The 18,135-nt window shown below is 64.0% G+C and carries 17 protein-coding genes; 9 read left to right on the plus strand and 8 right to left on the minus strand.

All coding sequences use genetic code 11. The features are described from left to right. Nucleotides 1-198 precede the first annotated feature (198 nt). Nucleotides 199-906: a TetR family transcriptional regulator gene (locus tag SO140_RS18235; protein ID WP_498542879.1), complete on the minus strand. Its 708-nt coding sequence runs from the start codon at nt 904-906 to the stop codon at nt 199-201. Nucleotides 907-1,057: 151 nt separating this feature from the next. Between SO140_RS18235 and SO140_RS18240 the strand changes: the two genes are divergently transcribed. Both SO140_RS18240 and SO140_RS18245 read left to right on the plus strand, forming a co-directional pair. Next, nucleotides 1,058-2,260 carry an ABC transporter substrate-binding protein gene (locus SO140_RS18240; RefSeq protein WP_498542880.1) on the plus strand — a complete coding sequence of 401 codons (1,203 nt, stop codon included), beginning with the start codon at nt 1,058-1,060 and terminating at the stop codon, nt 2,258-2,260. Between the two features lie 10 nt (nt 2,261-2,270). After that, nucleotides 2,271-3,314 (plus strand): aromatic ring-hydroxylating dioxygenase subunit alpha, encoded by a 1,044-nt coding sequence (locus SO140_RS18245; protein WP_498542881.1) that lies wholly within the window; start codon nt 2,271-2,273, stop codon nt 3,312-3,314. A 179-nt stretch (nt 3,315-3,493) separates the two neighbouring features. On the opposite strand, the gene SO140_RS18250 is transcribed toward SO140_RS18245, so the two are convergent. From SO140_RS18250 to SO140_RS18270, 5 genes are all read right to left on the minus strand, one after another. Continuing rightward, on the minus strand, nt 3,494-4,597 hold the full coding sequence (locus SO140_RS18250) for an alkene reductase (protein ID WP_498542882.1): 1,104 nt from the start codon (nt 4,595-4,597) through the stop codon (nt 3,494-3,496). Nucleotides 4,598-4,795: 198 nt separating this feature from the next. Then, nucleotides 4,796-5,299: a DUF1993 domain-containing protein gene (locus SO140_RS18255; protein ID WP_498542883.1), complete on the minus strand. Its 504-nt coding sequence runs from the start codon at nt 5,297-5,299 to the stop codon at nt 4,796-4,798. 256 nt (nt 5,300-5,555) lie between these two features. After that, nucleotides 5,556-6,857, minus strand: coding sequence for a lytic murein transglycosylase (locus SO140_RS18260; RefSeq protein WP_449380489.1), 1,302 nt, complete (start codon nt 6,855-6,857; stop codon nt 5,556-5,558). A gap of 80 nt (nt 6,858-6,937) precedes the next feature. Next, nucleotides 6,938-8,872 carry a glycosyltransferase gene (locus SO140_RS18265; protein WP_498542884.1) on the minus strand — a complete coding sequence of 645 codons (1,935 nt, stop codon included), beginning with the start codon at nt 8,870-8,872 and terminating at the stop codon, nt 6,938-6,940. Then, nucleotides 8,869-10,140, minus strand: coding sequence for an HlyD family secretion protein (locus SO140_RS18270; RefSeq protein WP_498542885.1), 1,272 nt, complete (start codon nt 10,138-10,140; stop codon nt 8,869-8,871). The genes SO140_RS18265 and SO140_RS18270 overlap by 4 nt, the downstream gene beginning before the upstream one ends. A 400-nt stretch (nt 10,141-10,540) precedes the next feature. On the opposite strand from SO140_RS18270, the gene htpX reads away from it, so the two are divergent. The 3 genes from htpX (at nt 10,541) to SO140_RS18285 (ending at nt 12,700) form a co-directional block, all read left to right on the plus strand. Continuing rightward, on the plus strand, nt 10,541-11,476 hold the full coding sequence (gene htpX / locus SO140_RS18275; RefSeq protein WP_449380486.1) for a zinc metalloprotease HtpX: 936 nt from the start codon (nt 10,541-10,543) through the stop codon (nt 11,474-11,476). Between the two features lie 265 nt (nt 11,477-11,741). Further along, the gene (locus tag SO140_RS18280; protein ID WP_498542886.1) at nt 11,742-11,918 is read left to right on the plus strand and encodes a hypothetical protein; all 177 of its coding nucleotides are present in this window, start codon (nt 11,742-11,744) and stop codon (nt 11,916-11,918) included. Between the two features lie 140 nt (nt 11,919-12,058). Next, nucleotides 12,059-12,700, plus strand: a complete 642-nt coding sequence (locus SO140_RS18285; protein ID WP_498542887.1) for a tetratricopeptide repeat protein — start codon at nt 12,059-12,061, stop codon at nt 12,698-12,700. 10 nt (nt 12,701-12,710) lie between these two features. On the opposite strand, the gene SO140_RS18290 is transcribed toward SO140_RS18285, so the two are convergent. Further along, a complete protein-coding gene (locus SO140_RS18290; protein WP_449380484.1) occupies nt 12,711-13,073 on the minus strand; it encodes a hypothetical protein in 363 nt (120 codons plus the stop codon). Between the two features lie 193 nt (nt 13,074-13,266). Between SO140_RS18290 and SO140_RS18295 the strand changes: the two genes are divergently transcribed. Further along, the gene (locus tag SO140_RS18295) at nt 13,267-13,560 is read left to right on the plus strand and encodes an antibiotic biosynthesis monooxygenase (RefSeq protein ID WP_027522803.1); all 294 of its coding nucleotides are present in this window, start codon (nt 13,267-13,269) and stop codon (nt 13,558-13,560) included. Nucleotides 13,561-13,749: 189 nt separating this feature from the next. On the opposite strand, the gene SO140_RS18300 is transcribed toward SO140_RS18295, so the two are convergent. After that, the gene (locus tag SO140_RS18300; protein ID WP_498541465.1) at nt 13,750-15,195 is read right to left on the minus strand and encodes a helix-turn-helix domain-containing protein; all 1,446 of its coding nucleotides are present in this window, start codon (nt 15,193-15,195) and stop codon (nt 13,750-13,752) included. Between the two features lie 229 nt (nt 15,196-15,424). On the opposite strand from SO140_RS18300, the gene SO140_RS18305 reads away from it, so the two are divergent. From SO140_RS18305 to SO140_RS18315, 3 genes are all read left to right on the plus strand, one after another. Continuing rightward, a complete protein-coding gene (locus tag SO140_RS18305; protein ID WP_498542888.1) occupies nt 15,425-17,056 on the plus strand; it encodes an isocitrate lyase in 1,632 nt (543 codons plus the stop codon). A gap of 23 nt (nt 17,057-17,079) precedes the next feature. After that, entirely contained in the window at nt 17,080-17,292 is a 213-nt protein-coding gene (locus SO140_RS18310; protein WP_283037129.1) for a DUF4170 domain-containing protein, read from the plus strand. A 249-nt stretch (nt 17,293-17,541) separates the two neighbouring features. Beyond that, nucleotides 17,542-18,096 carry a hypothetical protein gene (locus SO140_RS18315; RefSeq protein WP_449380481.1) on the plus strand — a complete coding sequence of 185 codons (555 nt, stop codon included), beginning with the start codon at nt 17,542-17,544 and terminating at the stop codon, nt 18,094-18,096. Nucleotides 18,097-18,135 lie beyond the last annotated feature (39 nt).

Below are 18,135 nucleotides of genomic sequence, written 5' to 3' on the forward strand. Positions count from 1 at the left end.
GAAGAGCTGGCCTGCAATCGAACAAAGAGCTGACCAACCACCTTGACACACCAACTCCCCATGTGAGCAATCCAGAAGTGCATCCGCTGGGGCAGTCTGGATTGCTTCGTCTTCGTTCCTCGCAATGACGAAGTTGTGGGACACGCGGACTGGATTTTCGCTGCCATCGCTGGGGCCGCACCGGGGCCCGTAGCACCGTCACTCCCGTCGCCGCACCATGTCCTCGATCACCGCCTGCACATGCGCGAGCCACGCGCTCCGTCGTTCATCCTCGGCGAGGTCGATCTGCATGTAGTTCGACAGCGTGTAGAGATTGGCGCGGTAGAAATAGGTGAGCGACAGGATCGACAAATAGAGGTGGAAGTGGTCGCAGTCCGGCCTGAACTCGCCACGGCTGCTGCCGCTTTCGATCAGGCGACCCAGCATATCGAGTTGGGAGTTGGCAAAGCTTCGGCGGATGTTGTTCTTGACGTGACGTCCTTTGAACAGGTTCTCCGACGCCAGGATGCTGAGTAGCTCCGGGTGCTCCCAGTAGTAGTTCCAGTTGAACGCGACCAGCGCGGCGAGCGCCTCGCGCGGCCGCGACAAGTCGAGCTCGAGCGCTTCCTCGCGCGCGACGAGGTCGGCGTAGCAGTGCTCGATGACCTGATGGAACAGCTTCTCCTTGCTCTTGAAGTAGTAATAGAGCATGCGGTCGTTGCTCTTGGCTGCCTTGCTGATGCGGTCGACGCGTGCTCCGCCATAGCCCTCGCGGGCGAACTCGGCGACCGCCGCGCGCAGCAGGGACTCGCGCGTCTGATCGGGCGTGCGTGTCCGCCGGCCGGGTTTCGCCGGCGTCCTGCGGCGGGCACCAGCCTTGAGCCGCGAAGCCGGCTCGCGCCTGGACACATCAGTTTCATTCGCCATTGCGGACCCTCGGAATCACAACCGGCAGGATGAGGTCTGCCTGCTTTTTGGCAAGTCCCGCCGCTTTTTTGTCCGTTGACAATCCGGCAGGGCGGGTGTTCGCTATGTAGTAAGTACTACATACATTCACTGGTCCCGTCACGGAGGACGCATGCGGCTGTCAGGTGCAGTGAAACTGGTCGTACTTGGGTGGCTGGCAGTCATATCGGGCGCGCCGGCCGCAGAGCTGCCTCCCATCAGGATCGGCGAGATATCGAGCTATTCGGCGCTGCCGATCGGAACGCGCGGTTACCGACAGGGCTGGGAGCTCGCCCGCGATCAGATCAACGGCAAGGGCGGCGCTCTCGGCCGCAAGCTCCAGATCATCGCCCGTGACGACGCCGGCAAGCCCGACGTTGCCATCACGCAGGCCGGGCAACTCGTCGACGCCGAGCAGGTCGAGCTTCTGACCGGAACGATCCTGTCTCATATCGGGCTCGCGGTGGCCGACTTTGCCAGACAGAAGCAGATGTTCTTTCTCGCCTCGCAGCCGCTCACCGACGCGCTGATCTGGGAGAAGGGCAATCGCTATACGTTCAGGCTGCGGCCGAGCACGTATACGCAGGCATCCATCCTGGCCCAGGAAGCCGCCAAGTTCCCGGCGCGGCGCTGGGCGACGATTGCACCAAATTACGAGTTCGGCCAGGCGGCCGTCGCGAGCTTCAAGCGCGAATTGAAGCGCCTGAGACCCGACGTCGAGTTCGTCTCCGAACAGTGGCCGCCGCTTGGCAAGATTGACGCCGGCGCCGTCGTGCAGGCGATGACCGCGGACAATCCGGAGGCGATCTTCAACGCGACATTCGGACCCGATCTCGCCAAGCTCGTGCGCGAGGGGGCAACGCGCAACGCCTTTGCCAACCGGCCGGTCGTGAGCCTTCTCACGGGCGAACCCGAGTATCTCGCACCGCTAAAGGACGAAGCACCGGCCGGATGGCTGGTCACCGGCTATCCCTGGAGCGAAATCAAGACCCCGGCGCATGACGCGTTCCTGAAAGCCTATCTCGACCGCTTCAAGGAACCGCCGAACATTGGCGCGCTCATCGGCTACATCAATACGCTGGTGCTGGCGCAGGCGATCGAGACCGCCGGCTCGACCAAGCCCGACGATTTGATCAAGGCCATGGAGCACCTCAAGCTCGATACGCCCGTCGGCCCGATTGCCTTCCGCGCGATCGATCATCAATCGACCATGGGGGTCTATATCGGCAAGCTCGCCGTGCGTGACGGCCAGGGCGTGATGGTCGACTGGCGCTATGTTGACGGCGCCGAGTACCAGCCGACCGATACCGAAGTGCTCGCCAAGCTGAAGAACTAGGGGCCGTCCCATGACCTTGCTCGCTCCGCGCAACATTTGGTACCCGCTCACCTGGTCGCGCAACGTGACGCGTAAGCTGTCGCGCCACCGCATTCTCGGCATGGACCTCGTGGTCTATCGAAGCGAGGCCGGCGACGTCGTTGCGCTCGACGATGCCTGTCCGCACCGATTGGCTCCGCTGTCGATGGGAAAGCTCAAGGGCGATGCCATCGAGTGCGGCTATCATGGCATGACCTTCGGTTCGGACGGCCGTTGCATCCGCATTCCCGGCCAGCCGGTGATTCCGCCGAATGCGCGCGTTCCGTCCTATCCGCTTCGGGAGAAGATGGGCCTGGTCTGGATCTGGCCCGGCGACCCCAGCCGGGCGGACCCCTCGCTGATCTATGACCTGCCGCAGTTCGCCCAGCCCGGCTGGCACGCGGCGGAGGGCGACGCGCTACGGATCGGGACCAATTATCTCAACCTCGCCGACAACCTCTGCGACCCCGCCCATGTCAGCTTCGTGCACCTCTCGACACTCGGCAATTCCGCGAGCGAGGACATTCCGGTCGAACATACGTTCAGCGAGACCGGCGTGCTGGTTTGGCGCTGGATCCGGAATGCGCCACCGATTCCATTGTTTGCCAAGTATGGCAATTTCCGCGGACATGTCGATCGCTGGCACTACTATGATTACGTCGCGCCTTGCATCGCGGTGATCGATTTCGGCAGTGCCGATACCGGTGCGATCGTCAATCCCGAGGACCGCGGCAAGGGATTGCGGATCTTCGCCTGCCATTTCATCACGCCCGTCGATGACAGGATCTGCATCGACCACTGGCTGCACGTCCGCAACTTCGCGCCTGACGATACCGACGTCGATCAGCGCCTACACGCGGATTTCCGGATCGCCTTCAATGAGGACAAGGAAATCCTGGAGCGCATCGAGGAGGTCGCGCAGGCGCGGCCCAACGCCAAGCCCATCCGTCTCGCCATCGACGCCGCTCCTCAACGCATGCGCCGTATCGTCGAGCGGATGGTGGCAGGTGAAGCAGAAACCCGCGCATCGGCGTAAGCGGAAAGCAGCGCAAGCGGGCCGGAGCGATCCCGGCCTTTTTTCTTTCCTGCGAGCGCACCCTGCAACCACATCGTCATTGCGAGCGAAGCGAAGCAATCCAGGGTCTTTCCGCGGCAGTCTGGATTGCTTCGTCGCTTTGCTCCTCGCAACGACGGAGGATGGGGTGCGAGCGAACGCTACTCCGCCGCGTCGGCGGCTTCCAGCGTCGGGTAATCTGTGTAGCCCTTGGCGCCGCCGCCATAGAACGTGTTCTTGTCCCAGTCGTTGAGCGGCGCGTTTTTCTTCAACCGCTCGACGAGGTCGGGGTTGGAGATGAACGGCTTGCCGAACGCAATGAGGTCGGCAGCGCCGGTATTGAGCACCTTCGTCGCCAGCTCGAAATCATAACCGTTGTTGGCGATGTAGGTGCCGGAGAAGCGCTTGCGCAGGTCCGCATAGTCGAACGGCGCGAAGTCGCGCGGGCCGCCGGTCGCGCCTTCGACGACGTGCAGATAGACGAGCTTGAGCGCATTGAGCCCGTCGACGATGTGGTCGAACAGCGCCTGCGGATTCGAATCGGAGATGTCGTTCGCCGGCGTCACCGGCGAGATGCGGATGCCGGTACGATCGGCGCCCGCTTCGGCGGCGACGGCTTTCGAGACCTCCAGCATCAGCTTCGCGCGGTTCTCGATCGAGCCGCCGTAAGCGTCGGTTCGCTTGTTGGCGCCGTCTTTCGCGAACTGATCGAGCAGATAGCCATTGGCGCCATGGATCTCGACGCCGTCGAAGCCGGCCTCCAGCGCATTCTTCGTGGCGCGCTTGAAATCGTCGATGATCCCTGGAATTTCGGCGAGCTCGAGTGCGCGCGGCTCGGAAACGTCGGCGAAGGTGCCGTTGACGAAGGTCTTGCTCTTTGCGCGGATCGCGCTTGGCGCGACCGGCGCGCCGCCATTCGCCTGTAGCGCGGTGTGCGAGATGCGCCCGACATGCCAGAGCTGGATGAAGATGCGCCCGCCGCGCTCATGCACGCGATCGGTCACCTTGCGCCAGCCGGCGACCTGGTCTTTCGAGTAGATGCCGGGCGTGTCCTGATAACCCTGGCCCTGCTGGGAGATCTGGCTTGCTTCGGTGACGAGGAGCCCGGCGGATGCGCGCTGACCGTAGTAGTCGGCCGCAAGCAGGCTCGGCACGAAAGTCCCGGGCGCTGCGCGATTGCGCGTCAGGGGCGCCATCACGAAGCGGTTGGCCAGCGAGATCGGGCCAAGCTTATAGGGCTCAAACAATTTGGTCGGATGGCTCATGGGAATGTTTTCCAGCAGTGGACGGGTGGGTAAACAGTTGTGCATCGCCACACCCCGTGCAAGGGCGGAGCCATTCCGAAAGCGCAGGCGAGCTGCGCGAAGGGTCGGTGAAGATGTCTAAAGAGATGAGTTTTTCTGCAAATTCGTCCGCGGCAGCGGAGTTGATCTCCGTGCCGCGGAAAAAATGGATCGCAAATCTCAGGTCATGCCGAGGAAATCGCGCTTGCCGATCTCGACACCATTGTGGCGCAGAATCCCGTGCGCGGTCGCGGCATGGAAATAGAAGTTCGGCAGCGAGACCGAGCTGAAAAATTGCTGCCCCTTGAGCGTCACGGTGCGGTCGGGACCGGCAGGGAAGGTCACTTCCTTGGCATCGGCGCCTTCGAACTGCTCGGGCTTGAACGCCCTCACGAAGTCGATCGTCCTGGCCAGCCGCTGTTTCAATTCTGCGAACGTCGTCTCGGTGTCCGGCATCGACGGCACCTCTGTGTGCGTGAGCCGCGCGCAGCCCTTGGCCGCGAAGTCGCTGACGAGCTGGATCTGCTTGCCGAACGGCAGCATGTCCGGGAAAAGCCGCGATCCGATCAGCACGCCGGGCTCGATCTTTTTCGCCGCGCAATGGGCCTCCGCCTGGGCGAGCAGGCCCGTGAGGCTGTTCAGCATCTGCAGATAGGCTGGGACGACGGCGTCATAAAAGGACATGTGAGCTCTCTTCTCGTTGGGACGTCAGGAAGTATCCTGGTCCCAAGAGATGGGAGCATCGCAGCAAAATACAATCGCCGATTTCCCGCCTGCAGGCCAAAAATTCTACCGCATAGACTTGCGATGCATTCGTGCGGCTCTCTCCAGCCGTCATCGCCCGGCTTGACCAATGGCCAACCTGTCAGCGATGTGTCTGAACAGGTGTCAGCCATGTCCCCGGACTAAACATTTGCGGGGCAAGACAGCGAGTAGAGTCCTACCGCACCACGCCCGCCGGCTGTGCCTGCGCGGTGCCGCCGCGCATGCGCGCGAGCAACTCCGCCGTCGGCCAGGAATCCGCGGGCAGGCCGTACTTGATCTGCATCGCCTTGACGGCACTGCGGCTCTGCTGGCCCAGCACGCCGTCGACCTTGCCGACGTTGAAGCCGGCGCGCACCAGGAGCTGCTGCAATTCCTTCAGCTCGTTGAACGGCAGTTGCGCCACCGGCTGCCCCGGCTTGCGCATGGGAGCCGCGCCCGCGATGCGCGAGGCGAGGTAGCCGGCGGTGGTCGAATAGATCAGCGAATTATTCCACTCGGTGTAGGCCGCGAAGTTCGGATAGGCCATGAAGGCCGGCCCGGTCCGCCCCATCGGCAGCAGCACGGAGGCGGCGAGATTGTCGTTCGGCAGCGGCCGGCCATCGGGATAGGTCACGCCCAGTTGCGCCCATTTCGAGCGCGGCTGCTGCACCGAGAGGTCAGTCTGCTCCCACGGCAAGCTTGCCGGCACCTTGATCTCTTCCAGCCACGGCTCGCCGCGCCGCCACTTCAACCCGTTGGCGATGTAGTTCGCGGTCGAGCCGATCACGTCCGGCCCGCTGCGGAGCAGATCGCGCCTTCCGTCGCCGTCATAGTCGACGGCGTAGTTGACGTAATGCGTCGGCAGAAACTGCGTCTGCCCGAGCTCGCCCGCCCAGGAGCCGATCATCTCGGAGGGCGTGAGATCGCCGCGGTCGATCACCTTGAGCGCCGCAATGGTCTCGCCCACGAACATCTCCGAGCGGCGGCAGTCATAGGCCAGCGACACCAGCGATTTCAGCGTCGGCAGATTGCCCATGTTGGCGCCGAAATCGCTCTCCAGTCCCCAGAACGCAGCGATCACCGCCGGCGGCACGCCGTATTCCTTTTCGGCCCGCGCGAACGCCGCAGCGTATTGCCTGATGTGCTGCTGGCCGTTCTGCATGCGATAGGTCGCGGCCATGCGGCCGGCGAATTCGGTAAAGAGCTGACCGAACACGCGCTGGCCGCGGTCGCGGTTGACGATGCCCTGGTCGTAGACGAGGTAAGGCGAGGCTTCCGCGATCGCGTGCTGCGACACGCCCGCGGCGATGGCCTGCTGTTTCACGTCGGCCAGGAAGCGGTCGAAGCTCGCACCATTGTGGCACGAGGCCGCGCGCGGCGAGGGCGCTACCGGCTTTGCCGCCGCTGGCTTTCCGGGGGGCGGCAACAACTGAGCGGAAGCGGTAGCGGAGAGTGCGAGCAGCGTGACGGCCGCGATCGCGAATCGGGTCTGGAGCATAGGGTTTCCGGCAGCGGGAAGGGCGAGAGGAATCTCTCGAAGTTTAGGTGAAGAGCCGGCCTCGCGCCACCCCGTTGCCGCTAGCCGAACAACCGCAACATCAGGGCTTTCCCGACGGGCAATGCCTTGATGCCGCGATAGGCGCGCACATATTCGCCGGCATAGAACGCCCGGACCGCGTGCACGCGCGTGTCCATGCCCTCTTCGAACCGCACGGCAAAGCCGTCCGTGGTCCGCCGCACCACGGTGGCGGCGATGGAACGGCCATAGATCTGGCATTCGATCGCGCTGCCGATCGCAGGTGGGGCGGGATCGATCAGTCGCGCGCCGGTGATCGAGATATCGGCAAGTCGGGCGAGGTGCGACGTGCCGCCCTGGCGCAACAGGATGGCCTCGTTGCGGACGAAGCGTTCGGCCTTGCGCTTGCGCGGCTGCTCGATGCAGACGAAGCAGACGACGGTGAGGATGAACGCGTTGTAGAGGCTCCAGGCCAGCGCGAGGCCGCCATAGGCAATGCTCTCGCCGCGCAAATGCAGGATGAAGGCATAGCCGATTGACGCGAGCGTGATCAGAAGCGCGGTGCCATAGAGCCGCAGCAGCGGCCATTCGACGAATTTCTTGTCGCGGTCGCCGCCTTTGGCAGTGACCTTGAACTTGTGCCCCTTGGGCCTCAGCAGGCCCGTGGTGACGGCCTTCAGCACCGCGGGCGCCGCCACGAGCTGCGACACATCCGTCATCATGGCAAGCGAACGGCCGTGCGACAGCCAGGCCATCGTCAGTCCATGCCAGACATAGAACGGAAGGAAGAAGTGCAAGAGTTCGGCGAGGTCCGCCTGCACCGCCTTGATTCCGAACAGCAGGAACAGCCAGGGCACGACCAGCCCGAACATCTTGGCGAAGTAGACTGTCGTCCAGCTCATGAAGGCATCGACCAGCGAGAGCCGGTCGATGAGCGTCAGCTTCGATGTCCGCGACAGCGGACTGCTGCGGCCGCGCACGATCTGCATGAAGCCGAGACACCAGCGGCCGCGCTGGGTGATGTATTCCTTCAGCCCCTCCGGCGCGAGCCCGATCGTCAGCCGCTCATTGAGATAGACGGTCTTGAGGCCGCGCTCCTTCAGGCGCAACGTAACGAGATAATCCTCCGTCACCGAGTCCGTCGGGAAACCGCCGATCTGAATCAGCCCGGCATAGCGGATCAGGGACGAGGTCCCGCAGCAGAAGGCGACGCCCCAGGCATCCTTGGCCGGCATCAGGATGTCGAAGAAGAAGCGCTGCTCGTCGGGCCACACGTCTGACGCGGCGAGGTTGGTCTGGATCGGATCGGGATTGATGAAATGCTGCGGCGTCTGCACCACGCCGACGGTTGCATCGTCCATCAGGCTGATGGTCCGCGCGAGAAAGTCCGGTCGCGGCACGAAGTCCGCATCGAGGACGGCGATGAAGTCCGGCCGTTCCGGCAGAGCGCCGACATGCCTCAGCGCGTGGTTGATGTTGCCCGCCTTGGCATGGCGGTTGTCGGGACGCGTGAGATAGTGGCAGCCGAGTTCGCCCGCGAGGTGCCGTAGCCACAGCCGGCGTCCGTCGTCGAGCACCCAGACGCGGTAATTGCCGTACTCCATTCCGGTCGCGCCGATGATGGTGCGCTCGAGGATCGATCGCTCCTCGTTGTAGGTGCAGATGAAGACGTCGATCAGCGGCGCCTTCGGATCGGTGGCGCGGCTATCGACCTCGGTGGTGCGCCAGGTGGTGCGGCTGAGGAACAGAAGCGACAATGCGACCGCGACCAGCGAGGCCGCTTCGGCCAGCATGAAGGGATAGCCGAAGAAAAAATCCGCGGTCAGCCCGGGTGGAGGCAGGGTCTTGGTGACGCGCCAGTAGAAGTAGCGCAGCAGGAGGACGAACGACACGCCGGTCAAAAGCGAGCGCGCCAGCGTGTTGTCACGCCTGAGAAGTGGCACCATCGCCATGAAGGCGCCGAGCGCGAGAAAGCCGGGCGCCAGTGCCGCCATCATGGCGTGGTCTCGTTCCGGCCAAAGACGACCCGCCCGGTCCGGCCGACCGTGCAGTCGCGGGCGGCCGCATCGGCCGGGGCCACCGTCACCCGATAGGGCTCCTTGTTCAGCGCATCGGGATTGATGGCGAGATTGGCGGGCGCACCGGCCGAGCCGGTCAGGTTGACAACGGTGCCGGAGATCGGCTCGCCGCCGTCATTCGGCTCGAAGGTGGCGTGGTTGCCAAGCTGCAGGCGATTATAGACGCTCTCGGTGACGTTGGCGGTGATGACGGCGCCGCTGCAATCGAGCACCTTGAGTAACGGCTGGCCCGCCTGCACATCCTCGCCCGGCGAGGTCATCATCTCCCAGACGCGGCCTGTGACCGGCGTCTTGATGTTGGCCTCGGAGAGATCGGTGAAGCGGATCTCCTCCGTGATGATCTCGTTCGCAAGCCAGGCGACCTCCGTATCGATACGCATCAGATCGGCTTCCAGGTCCTTGGCACGCTGGCGCATCTCCTCCTCGCGCTGTACCGAACTCGGCCGGTCGTTGTAGCTGTCGCCGAGGAACGAGCCGCTTTGCGCCGCGGTCAGCTCGACCTTGGCCGCATCCAGCCGCTTGCGCGCACCGAGCTCGGTCTGTTGCGCCACCGAGAGCTCGCGCGTCAGCCGCGCGAGCTCGACCGTGGAGATGTTACCGGATTTCGACAATGACGAGGCGCGATCCACCGCTGCGCTCGCTTCCTCGCGCCGCGCCGCTGCTGCCTCGATCGAGGTCTGGATCTCGGCGATGCGTGCCTCGAGCTGCAGGACGCGTCCATTCTTGAACTGCTCGGCCTGCCGCGCGAGGTCCCGCTGTGCTGCCTGTGCCGTGGCCAGCTTGGCCGCAAGCGACGGCCGCTCGTTTTCCAGGCGCGATTTCTGCCGCCGGAGGTCATCGAGTCGCGTACGATCACCGCGCGGGTTGACCACGCGCAGCACGACCGCGCCGGCATCAAGCCGAGCCCGATCCTTGATGGGATCGGAGGCTGCGATGATGCGCCCACCGATCGGCGCACGCAGGGTGACGAGGCGGGAGTTCAGCACGGCTTCGACGCTGGAGTTCTGCAGCATGGCGCGTAGCGGCAGCCAGCCGAACACCGCAATCACGGCAAGGCCTGCTGCGATCTTCAAGCCCCGCCACAAATACCGCCAGTGCGACGCCGGCTCCGCGCCCTCCATCCGGACGGCCGGTTCCTGCGGATGTTCCTCATCGGCAAACAGGCGTTCCTGCAGCGTCTGCTGCAAGCTCCTGGCATCCGAACTCCTTGCATCCGAATTCCTGGCTTCGGAGGCATCTTCTGCCTCGCGCGCGGAGGGCGGAGATGTATCGCTTGCGGAAATCGCTCGAGATCGGTCCATCATAGGCAGTCACCTTGCTGACTGGTGGCAATGGAACCGAGTAATGCCCAGGCAGGCCTGGGGTGCCCGGTTGTCCTCGATTAAGCGGCGGCTGCCTTTCCAACGGGTAAACTTCGGCGTGGGCTTTGGTGCAAATGCGCGGTAAGGTTTACGGGTGCCGAATTTGACCTTGCCTGCACCCGCCGCGGCCCTCCGACGCAGCGGCCTATCTTGCAGCACGACGGCGCATCCATACTTCCATTGCGCCGGCTGACGGCTTGCCCATGGCCGGCTGACGGAGACGACCATGAACTATCTTCGCACGGCAATTCTCCTCGCAGGCCTGACCGCCCTGTTCATGGGCGTCGGCTATCTCATCGGCGGCGCCGCAGGTGCCCTGATCGCGCTGGTGATCGCGGCGGCCACCAATCTCTTCGCCTACTGGAACTCCGACCGCATGGTGCTCTCGATGTACGGTGCCCACGAGGTCGACCGCGCCAGCGCGCCGGAACTGGTCGGGCTCGTCGCCGAGCTTGCTGGCCGTGCGGGCCTACCGATGCCGCGCGTGTTCGTGATGGACGAGGCGCAGCCCAACGCGTTTGCCACCGGTCGCAATCCGCAGAATGCCGCGGTTGCCGTCACCGCCGGCTTGATGCATCAGCTCAGCCGCGAGGAGCTCGCCGGCGTGATCGCGCATGAGCTTGCGCACGTCAAAAACCACGACACGCTGCTCATGACCATCACCGCAACGGTTGCGGGCGCGATCTCGATGCTGGCGCAGTTCGGCATGTTCTTCGGCGGCCACCGCAACAACAATTCCGGTCCCGGCATCGTCGCCTCGATCCTGATGATGATCCTCGCGCCGCTCGCTGCAATGCTGGTACAGATGGCGATCAGCCGCACCCGCGAATATGCCGCCGACGATCTCGGCGGACGCATCGTCGGCCAGCCGATGTGGCTCGCATCCGCGCTGGTCAAGATCGAGAATGCCGCGCATCAGGTGCCCAATCTCGACGCCGAGCGCAATCCCGCGACGGCGCACATGTTCATCATCAACCCGCTGTCGGGGCACGGCGTCGACAGTCTCTTTGCTACCCATCCCTCGACCCAGAACCGCATCGACGCGCTCCAGCAGCTCGCGGCCGAGCTCGGCGCGAACGGGGCGCCATCGCTCGGTGCCAACGAAAACTATGTGCCGCAAAGTCCATGGGGGCGCTCGTCCTCGCGCGGACCATGGGGATGAGCCGACACCAATTGGTCCAGCCGTCGCAGCTGTGCCGTGATGGCGCCACAATTGATGCGCGAAACCGGCCCATTCAACGTCGCATTGCTGACGGTGATCGAATTCAGCATCAGGAGGCGCTTTGCGAGCCTTCTTGTCCAAAAGGACTCTTGCGCTTCGGCTCGCATTGATTCACACCAATGCGACTCGCTTTTTTTGGCGAGTCGGCAGGCCGGATGGCTTGCCGAGCGAGAGAATTGTTTAAACGAAATTGCCGGAGGTGCGCATGTTGCACATGAACCGGGCCGTGCGGGACGAGGCAGCGTCGCACGAGGGTTTTCTGGTCAATGCGGAAGGCGCGCTCCTTCTGACGTCCTTCGCACTTGCTGCTATTGGCTGGTGTTGTCTGCTGGCAATGTGGCTGACGAGAGCGCTCTCCTGGGCGTCTGACTGGGCGACCTGAAGGCCAGCGCAACCCTGCGATTGTGGCCCGCTTTGTGAGCTGGCGCACATAAGATCGTCCCTGCCGGTGCTAACACCGGTGCAGACCTCAAGCGTCTGAAAGGGGATGCGTGGCCGGCCTGTTGCCGGCGACCGCCGGCGATGACCAGATTAACCGCACCATTGTTGATCGTGTCGGGCATTCTCGTCGGATTGTCGTTGCACACCGTCGTCAATTGCGGCGATGCCAACGAACCGGACGTCTGCTCGGCCGTGATCGGCTTCAGCCCGTTCCGCGGCTCGCTGATCGCCTTCGCCTATGAGGGGCGCGGGCGCATCGCGCTGCGGCACGGGGACGCCAAACGGGCGATCGCGGATTTCGACCTGGCAGTTCATCTCAACCCGAACCGTGCCACCATCTTCCGCGACCGCGGCCGGGCCCACCTGCAGAACGGCGAACTCGACCACGCGGTCGCCGACTACGATCAGGCGATTGCGCTCGATCCGAAGCTCGCCGCATCCTATTCCGAGCGGGGTCTAGTGCTTGCGGCCAAGGGCGATCTCGAGCGCGCGATGCTGAGCTACAACACCGCCCTCCGCCTTGCGCCCAATGATGCGGACGCGCGCCTCAATCGCGGCCTCACATTGCTCGCGAGCGGGCGAGCTCAGGAAGCCCGAGCCGATTTCGCAGCCGTCCTCGCGCTTCCGGAGCGCCCCGACGGTGCCGCCCATCAGCTCGCCCGCGCCAAGCTCGACGAGCTGGGCGAACCAAGGCCGACCCACATCTCCGCCCCGCTGCGGTGAGGCAGGGCAGTTACTTGGTCTTCTTCTTTGCTGATTTCTTCTTGGCCGCCGGCTTTTCCTTCGCCGGCTTCTTCTCCGCCGGCTGCTTCGTCTCGGCCGTCTGCGCGGCGGCTGCGCTGGCCGCGAGGCGCATCGACCTTGCATAGCTGTCGGCGACGTTGTCGGCGGACATCTGGAGGCGCTTGGCCGCAGTGGTGGCCTGCTCCATGGTGCTCTTCGCGATCAGCTTGTAGCGCTCGCGGGCGTCCTTGCCCTTGGCCTTGGCCGCGAGGGTATTGAAGCGATCCCGCCGCTCCTTGGCGCGGGCCATCAGGCCCGTGTGGAGCTGTCTTGCCAGCTGCCGGATCACGACATCCAGGTCGGCGTCCGCCATGTCTTCTGTCCTCTTCGTAACGGTCACGATTGTTGCGCGCGACTATGCAGATGCCGCATCCGCTCGACAATGTGAAGGGGCGGGCAGATCGCTTGCACAACTTCGCGCGAGGGCGTGGATCGGCCCGGCGCTTCGGCGTAACATCGCCGCCGGGCACCAGGCCCCCCAATTAGCGAGCCGGAAGGAGGATCCCATGTATGCCGCCATCCGTCAGGCCAAGGCGAAAAGCGGGAGCGCGGAGGAGCTGGCGCGCCGCATCAAGGAAGGCGCCGTTCCGATCATCAGCGATGTCGACGGCTTCCGCGCCTATTACGTGGTCTATGCCGGCGACGACACGGTGACCGCGATCTCCATCTTCGACAAGTTCGAGCAGGCGGAAGAGGCGAACCGGCGCGCAATCGCCTGGATCGAGAAAGATCTGGGCCCGCTGCTCGCAGGCCACGCCAGCGCTGCGGCCGGGCCGGTGATCGTGCACACGCTGGCGTAGGAGTTGGGACCGGTCGGGAAGGGGCCGCGCTCAGGCCGCACTCTCAACTGTCATCGCCCGGCTTGACCGGGCGATCCAGTATGCCGAGACGGCTGTGATTGAACCGAGAGGCCGCGGCGTACTGGATGCCCGCCTGCGCGGAGCATGACAGCGGTCGGCGTATGGCTTCCGCCAAACGCGCTCAGCCCCTCACAACTCCCGTGCATTCGAGAACGCGAAACTCGACACCCGCCTCGTCGTCTCATCCAGAATCAGCGTGCGCGTGATCGGCGGCTCGGCGCGCTGGGCGCAGTTTTCGCGCTCGCAGAGGCGGCAGTTGACGCCGATCGGCGTGCCCTCGGCCTTCTCCAGATCCATGCCGGCGGCGTAGACGAGGCGCGAGGCGTGGCGGATCTCGCAGCCGAGACCAATGGCAAAGCGCGGCTGCGGCAGAGGGTGGGGCGCCACGGGCCGGCGCACCATCTGCGCGATCGAGAAGTAGCGCGTGCCGTCGGGCAGCTCGATCACCTGCTTCAGAAGCCGGTCCGGCGTGTCGAAGGTCGAATGCACGTTCCACAGGGGGCACGTGCCGCCGAACTTCGAGAATGGGAAGGTGCCGGAGGAGAAGCGTTTTGAGACGTTGCCGGCATTATCGACGCGGAGCAGGAAGAACGGGATGCCGCGTGCGTTCGGCCTCTGCAACGTTGTCAGGCGATGGCAGACCTGCTCGAAGCCGGAATTGAAGCGCTGCGCCAGCACGTGGATGTCGTAGTTCAGCGCATCGGCTGCCGCGAGGAACGGCTGGTAGGGCATCATCACGGCGGCGGCGAAATAATTGCCGAGCGTGATGCGGAACAGACGCCGCGGCGCATCGTCCAGCGGCCCGGCGCGACCGATGATGGTTTCGAGATGCTGGGCGCATTCGCCGAGCCCGAGCTGGAACGCAAGCTGGAATGCGCGGCCGGGCGGATCGACGAGCTCGGAGATCAGGAGCTGGCGACGATGGCGGTCGAAGCGCCGCAAGGTCTCGCGCATCACGTCGACCGGCATGATCCGGGTCTGAACCGAATGCTTTTCGCGCAACCGCGTCACGAGGGCGGCGTAAAGCCCTTCGGCCGGGACATTCAACTCGTCGCGCAGGGCTTCGGCGGCCTGCTCGAGCTCCGGAAAGTAATTGCGGTTGGCCTCGATCAGCTCGCGCACGCGCTCGACCGGATTGGCCTCATAGCGCGTGCCGACGTCGCGGTCGGCCATCTGCGCCGCGGCCAGCGTCTCGCCCTGGCGCGCCTCGGTATAGGCGGCGTAGAGCCGTTGCAGCGCGTGGGTGACGCCGGGGCAGAGCTCGGCGAGATCGCGCAGCTCCTGCTTGGGGACGTCGATCTGGCGGAACAGCGGATCGGAAAAGATCTCGTTCAGCTCGGCGAAGAAGCGGTCCTCGTCGGCGGTCGCAAGGTCGCGCAGGTCGAGGTCGTAGGTCTCGGCCAGCCGCAACAGAATCTGTGCGGTTACCGGCCGCTGGTTGCGCTCGATCAGGTTGATGTAGCTCGGCGAGATCCCGAGCCCCTCGGCGATCTGGGTCTGCGACAGCCCCAGTTGCTGTCGGATCCGCCGGAAGCGTGGGCCGACGAACAGTTTCTTCCCGGAATCGGCGGGCATCTTAAGTCTCCAGAGCCGTTAAGGACAGTCTTGTTGACCTATATGTTTTACAAATTTTACAAAATAACATCTGTTACATGTTCCGATGTTACATGACATCACCAATAAGAAACAAGCCATCTATACGAAGTTTCAGTTTTCGCGTTTAGCTCCTGACACGCATTTCGCAATGCACTGTCAAGATTGTCGATGGCTAGCCACAGCCGTCGTCGACGAAAGGATCAGGCACATGAACTACCAGCCCCGCGGCATCAGTACCCTCCAGAGCCCGGCCTCGTATCAGAGCGAAGTCGAAGCGGCCGAGGCGCTCCTCAAGACCAAGCCGACCTGGAACGGGGTGTCGGCCGAAGCCGTCGCGCGCATGCGCCTGCAGAACCGCTTCAAGACCGGCCTCGACGTCGCCCGCTACACCGCCGCGCTTATGCGCGCCGACATGGCGGCCTATGATGCTGACAGCACCAAGTACACCCAGTCGCTCGGATGCTGGCATGGCTTCATCGCCCAGCAGAAGCTGGTCTCGGTCAAGAAGCACTTCGGCACCACCGATCGCCGCTACCTGTACCTCTCGGGCTGGATGATCGCCGCGCTGCGCTCCGAGTTCGGACCGCTGCCCGACCAGTCGATGCACGAGAAGACCTCGGTGCCGGCCCTGATCGAGGAGCTCTACACGTTCCTGCGCCAGGCCGACTCCCGTGAGCTCAACGACATCTTCCGCAGCCTCGACAAGGCGCGCAAGGAAGGCGACAAGACCAGGGAAAAGGAGTTGATCGAGAAGATCGACAACTTCCAGACCCATGTCGTCCCCGTCATCGCCGACATCGACGCCGGCTTCGGCAACGCCGAGGCGACCTATCTGCTCGCCAAGAAGATGATCGAAGCGGGCGCCTGCGCGCTCCAGATCGAGAACCAGGTCTCGGACGAGAAGCAGTGTGGCCACCAGGACGGCAAGGTCACAGTGCCGCACGAGGTGTTCCTGGCGAAGATCCGCGCTTGCCGTCACGCCTTCCTCGAACTCGGGGTCGAGGACGGCATCATCGTGACCCGCACCGACTCGCTCGGCGCCGGCCTCACGCAGCAGATCGCTGTCAGCCACAAGCCCGGCGACATCGGCGATCAGTACAACAGCTTCCTCGATTGCGAGGAAGTCACGGCGGCGAACGCCCGCAACGGCGATGTCATCATCAACCAGAACGGCAAGATGATGCGTCCGAAGCGGCTGCCCTCCAATCTCTATCAGTTCCGCCCGGGCACCGGTGCAGATCGCTGCGTGCTCGACTGCATCACTTCGCTGCAGAACGGCGCTGACCTGTTGTGGATCGAGACCGAGAAGCCGCATATCGAGCAGATCGCCAGCATGGTCGATCGGATCCGCAAGGTCGTCCCGAACGCCAAGCTGGCCTACAACAACTCGCCGTCCTTCAACTGGACTCTCAACTTCCGTTGGCAGGTCTACGATGCGATGAAGGAAGCCGGCAAGGACGTCAGCAAATACAACCGTGCCGAGTTGATGAAGGCGGAGTACGACGACACGGAGCTGGCGAAGGAAGCCGACGAACGCATCCGCACCTTCCAGGCGGATTCGGCCAAGCGCGCCGGCATCTTCCACCATCTGATCACGCTGCCGACCTATCACACGGCCGCTCTGTCCACCGACAATCTCGCCAGGGAGTATTTCGGCGAGCAGGGCATGCTCGGCTACGTGAAGAACGTCCAGCGCGCCGAGATCCGTCAGGGTATCGCCTGCGTGAAGCATCAGAACATGGCCGGCTCCGACATCGGCGACGACCACAAGGAGTACTTCGCCGGCGAGGCTGCCCTGAAGGCGGGCGGCGCCCACAACACGATGAACCAGTTCGGCTAACGGTGGAATTGAGGAGACTGACTATGACCAAAGGCAGCAATTTCTGGGTGATCGGCGGCGAGTTCGGCTCGATGAACTTCCACAAGCTCGTGGAAGGCTCGGCCCAGGTCAAAGGCCCCTTCAAGTCCCGTAAAGAGGCCGAGGACTGCTGGCGTGAGGTGTCGGAAGAGAACCGCCACAAGGCCGGCGTCCGCTTCTCCATCGTGGAAGAACCGCACCGCGCTCCGGCAGCCTAGAGCTTGATCCGGAAAAGTGTGCAGCGGTTTTCCGAAAAGATCATGCTCAAATAATAAAGGCTCGCTGCCGCACCAATTAAGAAGACGTCCAAGGACGGACGGTCCCATCCGGGCTCAGGCTCGGGTGGGATCGTCTGTTTTTGGGACGTGGAAAACCGCCCTCGAGCGCCTTAAGTGTCTGGAATTGTACGGCCTTTGCGGCGATCATGGTTGCTGATAGGTTAATGGACCTCGTCCAGGAGCCGAACCATGTCAGAGCCCGAGATCGCCGGGACCAATGTTCCTCAACCGCGCACCGTGCGGCTGCGCGATGCGCTGTTGCGGGCGCGGATCGAGGCCGCCGACCGGACCGGCGTCGTGGTCGACCTGCGCGATGCCGAGGTGGCGCGGCTGGAGATCCTCAACGACGCGCTCGATCCCCTGTTCGTGCAGGTGCCGGAGCAGATCGACCTGTTCGACCGTGGCATCAGCCAGGGCGACACGCCGCGGCTGTGGATCGACGTCGTTGCCCACATCGTGATGGGACGCGACAAGCGGATGTATCGGTTCGTCCAGGATACCCGCTTCGGCCGTATCGTCCTCGCCGAGTCGCACGACACGGCCGACATCGTCGATGCGGTGACGGATTACGTCGCTCGCCGCATGATCGAGCGCCAGCACGCGATGGTCGTGCCGCCCGAGTCCAAGGCGGCCGAGCCGGAGAAGCCACGCCGCTCCCGCATCTGGCCCTTCGTTTTCGGCTTCATCCTCGGCGCCGCCGCCCTGTTCGGCGTCGCCGTGCTCGCGGCGTTGCAGAGCTGGTGAGGAGAACGCAAATCTCTCTGTTCGTCATTCAGGGTTCGA

The organism is Bradyrhizobium sp. UFLA05-108 (assembly GCF_059803455.1).